The organism is Elusimicrobiota bacterium (genome assembly GCA_040757695.1).
Classification (GTDB): Bacteria; Elusimicrobiota; UBA8919; order UBA8919; family UBA8919; genus JBFLWK01.
This window is the reverse complement of the sequence record JBFLWK010000119.1, coordinates 1-5,380: the sequence shown is the minus strand read 5'-3', so window position 1 is coordinate 5,380 and position 5,380 is coordinate 1. Positions and strand designations below refer to the sequence as shown.

At 30.4% G+C, this 5,380-nt stretch carries 6 protein-coding genes; all 6 read left to right on the top strand.

Annotation, left to right across the window (positions count from 1 at the left end):
- Nucleotides 1-485: hypothetical protein (locus AB1349_12685; protein MEW6558183.1), on the top strand; the 485-nt coding region annotated here is incomplete at its 5' end.
- A 7-nt stretch (nucleotides 486-492) separates the two neighbouring features.
- Nucleotides 493-1,452 carry a glycosyltransferase family 2 protein gene (locus tag AB1349_12680; GenBank protein MEW6558182.1) on the top strand — a complete coding sequence of 320 codons (960 nt, stop codon included), beginning with the start codon at nucleotides 493-495 and terminating at the stop codon, nucleotides 1,450-1,452.
- A 45-nt stretch (nucleotides 1,453-1,497) separates the two neighbouring features.
- Complete coding sequence (locus AB1349_12675) at nucleotides 1,498-2,109, top strand: methyltransferase domain-containing protein (protein ID MEW6558181.1); 612 nt, start codon at nucleotides 1,498-1,500, stop codon at nucleotides 2,107-2,109.
- Nucleotides 2,110-2,147: 38 nt separating this feature from the next.
- Complete coding sequence (locus AB1349_12670; GenBank protein ID MEW6558180.1) at nucleotides 2,148-3,329, top strand: glycosyltransferase family 9 protein; 1,182 nt, start codon at nucleotides 2,148-2,150, stop codon at nucleotides 3,327-3,329.
- A 25-nt stretch (nucleotides 3,330-3,354) separates the two neighbouring features.
- Nucleotides 3,355-4,644 carry an O-antigen ligase family protein gene (locus AB1349_12665; protein MEW6558179.1) on the top strand — a complete coding sequence of 430 codons (1,290 nt, stop codon included), beginning with the start codon at nucleotides 3,355-3,357 and terminating at the stop codon, nucleotides 4,642-4,644.
- 244 nt (nucleotides 4,645-4,888) lie between these two features.
- On the top strand, nucleotides 4,889-5,380 hold a 492-nt coding region (locus tag AB1349_12660), incomplete at its 3' end, for an FkbM family methyltransferase (GenBank protein MEW6558178.1).

Here is a 5,380-nt window from a genome sequence, read left to right as displayed (position 1 = left end):
CAAGAAATATTATAATAAATATTCTTAAGAATCGTTCTATAGAATATTACGAAAAGTACAGGGGAATAATTACAGATATTGCAGTAAGGATGACTGCTTCATCTAATTTAGCATCATTTTTCATTGGTGACAGAAAACTTGCCAACCGTTACCCTGATAGAATTGATTATGATATGATTCACCATCAGTGTGTTGATTGCTATGAATATTTTAAAAACTTGTACGAAGAAGGAGTGATAGGAAAAAATGATTTAAAATATCGTGAGAAATTAGTCTTAGCATTATTGCCAAGAGCAATATTTAGAGACATTCCTCATATGTCAAAAGAGGAGATTATAAAAATTAGCGACGATTTATGGACTTTCTTTAGCAAGAAGATACAATTTTGGTTCATTTCACTACCGTTACTTTTGTTAGCGCGTTTCAATATTGCCAAGATGATTTATTCTTCGATTTATAAACTAAAACATTTATTAGTTGGATGAACATAGATTGGAAACTAGAAACAATCCAATACTCTCAATTTGTATCCCCACTTATAACCGCTCAAAATTTTTAGTTGAATGCTTAGAGAGCGTACTTGAATCTGCAAAAGGTTATGAAAATAAGCTTGAGATTATTATTTCGGATAATGCAAGCAATGATGAAACAACCAATGTTGCAGCAAAGTATGTAGAAAAATTTAGTTTTATTTATTACAGTAGAAATGTTGAAAACGTAATAGATGAAAATTTTTTTATAGCAGCCAGGTTAGCAAAAGGGAAATATGTGTGGATATTTGCTGATGATGATAAAATGGAGAAGAATGCTGTTGCCATGGTAATGGATCAAATACAGAAAAAATATAATTTAATTATTTTGAACTATTCCATGTGGGATAAGTATTTTTCAAGGAAGATTAAAGAAAATGGGATGGGCATACGGCATCAACTTATTTTTTCAAACTCAGATTTGTTATTGAAAACGTTTGGTATTAGGATTCAGTATTTGTCATCAGTTATTATTCAAAAGTCAAAATTGTTGTGCCTTGCCAGTGCGGAATACAACCCTTTCCATGAATACGGAGCTTCGTTTCTTTTGTCAGTTTATTCTGGTGTAAAAGACAGTCTGAAAGGAATTTATATTCCTGAACCACTTGTAGCTTACCGAGGTTTTAATTCAGATATTACAGAAAGCAAGAAATGGTATAAATATTTTGTAACTGGTAGTACTTTACTATTAGAAACGTTGCGAAAAAAAGGTTACTCAAAATCTGCTATTAACAAAGCAAAAAGTAAAGTTATCATTGAATATGTTGCGAGAGATATTTTACACAGAAAAAGAAATAACATAAAACTCAAGGGAATTCTTATCATAATTTTTCAGAATTATCGATATAGTTTTCTTTTTTGGTTTCTTCTGCTACCATTATTTGCAACACCAAACTACTTTATTAAATTATTGAAGAGATGAATTAGGGCGTACTATTATAATATTCTAAAGAGGTATAATTAGTCTATGTATAAAAAAATTAATAGGGTCATAAAAAATCCAAAAAAAATATTTTATTGGTTGAGGTACCATATAAATAAAAATCATGTCCAATTAATAACGGTAGAAGATAAGAGCTTTTACAAATATCACGGTAAACTTTATCCGGATTATTTAAATAACGGAAATGCTGTCTCTTTTATTAAAGAAAAGGCATTAACCTATTGTATTGGTAAAGGAATTGACATAGGAGCAGATAGATGGCCATTACCGGGGGCAGTCTCGATACAAAATGAAGTTCATCAGAATGCAAATAAATTAGATAGATTTGAAAATGACTCATTAGATTATGTTTTTAGCTCCCATTGCCTCGAACATGTTGATGATTGGAAAGGTGCTTTAGTGTTGTGGATTAGCAAACTGAAAGTGGGTGGGATATTGTTTCTATATCTACCGCACAAATCCAACAAATTATGGAGACCGGGAGGACCCTGGGTTGGGATGGGGCATAAATGGAGTCCTACTTATCAGCGAATAATAAAATTTATTTCTTCCAAAGGAATGGAAATAGTAGAATATAATAATGGTAGAGATATGTATTGGAGTTTTCATGTAGTTGCACGGAAAAAAAATAATTGAAAGTCGTCGACTCTATTTTTTACTATACAAATGTGAAAATGAAATTGGATTACAATTTTTTCGTTCATAAAAGAAATTTCTATCTTCTGATTTTAATAGATAGATTCCTTTATCTCATTTTCAAGATTTGTGCAATTTTTAAAATTCCTAAAAAGAATAGTTGTTATGAAGATAGAATTTTATTATTAGAACCAGCTCATTTGGGGGATGTTCTCCTAACAACACCCGCGATTAGATACATTAAGGAAGCAAATCCAGATAAAAAGATTATTTGCTTATTATCATCAGCTGGTGCAATAGCGTTAAAAAAAAATAATAACATTTCATCAATTCATATAATAGACCTACCTTGGTATAATAATTCTGGTGGGATTTTAAAGAGTGTATTTTTTTTCTTTAAGCTTATCAAAGCATTGCACGATTTAAAACCAAAAGCTGTGATTAATTTTCGGACTGCATCATATCATCGAGAGCACCTTGCAATGTGGTTGTCAGGTGTCCCCGAGAGGATTGGTGTATCACATAAAGGATTTGGTTTTTTGTTAAGCAAAGAAATTCCGTATCAAAATGTCGAACAAGCTGCATTACAAAAACTTAAAATAATCGAAAAATGGTTGGGGGAGAGGTTTGATAATCATTCGATCAAAATAGACTATTTTATTAATGAAACTGCAAGAGAGAGTGCTGATAAAAAGTTCAAGAATTTAAAAATTAACCAAGGAAAAATAATAGTTGGTATTAATCCAAGTGCGCAGCACAAATTTTTATGGCCCCAGCAATATTATATTGCTCTCTGTAAAGCACTTTATAAAGACTTAAACTCAGAAATATTATTTATTGGGACAAGCAATTTTAAAAATTCAGTTTCGTCAATACAAAAGGGATTAGGATTCAATACTTACTCATTAGTAGGAGAAACAACGCTGGATGAAGTGTCAATTATTATTCAGAAATTAGATATGCTAATTACCGAAGATACAGGGATAAGGTATATCTCTGGCGTTTACAATATACCCACATATGTACTTAGAAATGGGGCGAATTCATCAATTGAATTCGGTCAACATATTGAAACAGAAAAAATTATTGTTGCAGAAGTTCCTTGCTCACCATGTGGTAAGAAAAACTGCCCATTAGGAACACTTGACTGCATGGTTAAAATAACTCCAGAATTAGTTTTCCAGACAATTCGAAACGATCTTCCAAATCACACAAAATAAAAGTATAATTCTTGAGAGTGCTTATTTGAGAACAGGTACGAAATTATTGCTTCTTGTACCATACCTTGCTGCATTGAATGGGATTAACCTGAAGATCTTCGGACTTAATGTAAGGTTGGATCAATTAGCAAATTTGATTTTATTGTGTTTCTTAGTAATTGATATGTTATTGGGTGCAAAGAGGATCTATATCGACAAAGTTGGAAAGTTAATTTTACTTTTTTTTACATGGAGTTTTATTATTTCTTATTTCAATGCACCTGATCGCTTTTACAGTATGATGCAGACGTTTAATCTATTAAGTGCAGCTTTGATTTATTTTGTTATGGTTAACTTTATAGATTCACAATTAATGCTAGATAAATTTTTTAAGCATTATTTAAAGTCAGGTATCTTATTCTCAAGTCTTGGGGTTGTTGGTTTTATTATTGCTTATTTAGGGTACGACATCCAAGGAATAAATCTTACTGATGATCTAAGTGTAGCGTATGGAGTTTATTCAACAATGAGAGAACCAAATGTGTTTGGAAGTTACTGTTTAATTTATTTCATTTTATCATTTACACTTATGTTGAATCGAAACAGTAGCATTGAAAAAATATCAAGAACACTTATTTTATTAACTTTTATTTCAACTGGAATTGGTGTATTGCTCTCATTTACAAGAGGTGTCTGGATATCAGCATTTGTATGTATTATTGCAATATATATATTATCTAAAAGAAGTTTCAGATTTATAAAAATAGAGATGCCTTATAGGTACATTTTTTTAATAACTATTGTATTATTTCTGTTAGTCTCGAATTTTGTTTCAAGTTTTTTCTTAAGTTATAAATTAGATAATATAATAGATTATCAAAGTGGTACGGGGGGGTATAGATTATTGGTTTGGACAGATGCAATTAATAATATTTCTCAAAATCCTCTTTTTGGCTATGGTACTTACAGCTTTGCAAGCTTTTTCCCCACAAAATTTATTTACGGAGAAGTAATGAGGGCCTGGATAGGAAATTTATATTTAACAATTCTGCATGATACCGGACTAATTGGTTCCTTTATTTTCATTGGATTCATTACCATTATATTAAAACGCAGCTTTAAGAATATTAAAAAAATAGAAATTACTAATCCTGACTATGCATTAATCATTTTTGGATTATCTTTTGCTCTTATTTCAATTCTGATTTCATTCATTTTTACAACAGCGTTGTCTTATGTCTATTCTTGGATGGTTATTGGACTGCTTTCGGTTTATCTAAAGTACTTTCGTAATAATCTGAATATTAAACCGATATCGGTGCAGAAGCATTTTTAAGAAAGCTGTGAAATTAAAATGGAAATAAAGCGTTTTAGTAACGTAAATATTTTCAACATTCTTTAATTAATGCAAAGAAATCTAAAATGTTATGACTATAACACGGTTTAAAATATTTTACTACTATATTTTTAAGAACCAAAATGGTGTGAATGCTAAAGAAGTGATTAAATTATTTTTTGATAAATCTTAGGCAAATAAGGCAAAAGAGAGGATAAGCCAAATAACTTATGGTGAAAATTTTGTGGAGGTATATTTCAAGGGATTTGAAAATAAACCCTTATTTTTTCCTAAAGAATTTAGTCTTAAATCCCTTGAACAAATTACTGTGGAATCATTTTATAAAGATAATTGGCATTATTATGAGATTGAGGAAACAAAGGTTGGTGTAAACGACACTGTTATAGATTGTGGTGCTGCTGAAGGGTTATTTAGCTTTATCATAGCCGCTAGATGTAAAGAAATTTATGCGATTGAACCATTAAAGGAATTTGTTTCTTGCTTGAAAAGAACGTTTAGCAACAATAAGAATGTACATATAATAGAAAAAGCTTTGTCTGATAAGGAGGGAAAACTGTTTATTACAAGCCAAGGTATTTCTTCTCAAATTAGTGATAAAAAAAATGGTAATGAAATAGAAGTAATTACCCTAGACAGAATGTTTTTCGAAAATGATATTCCGGTTTCATATATCAAAATTGATCTTGAAGGATATGATTATCATGCTTTACGGGGG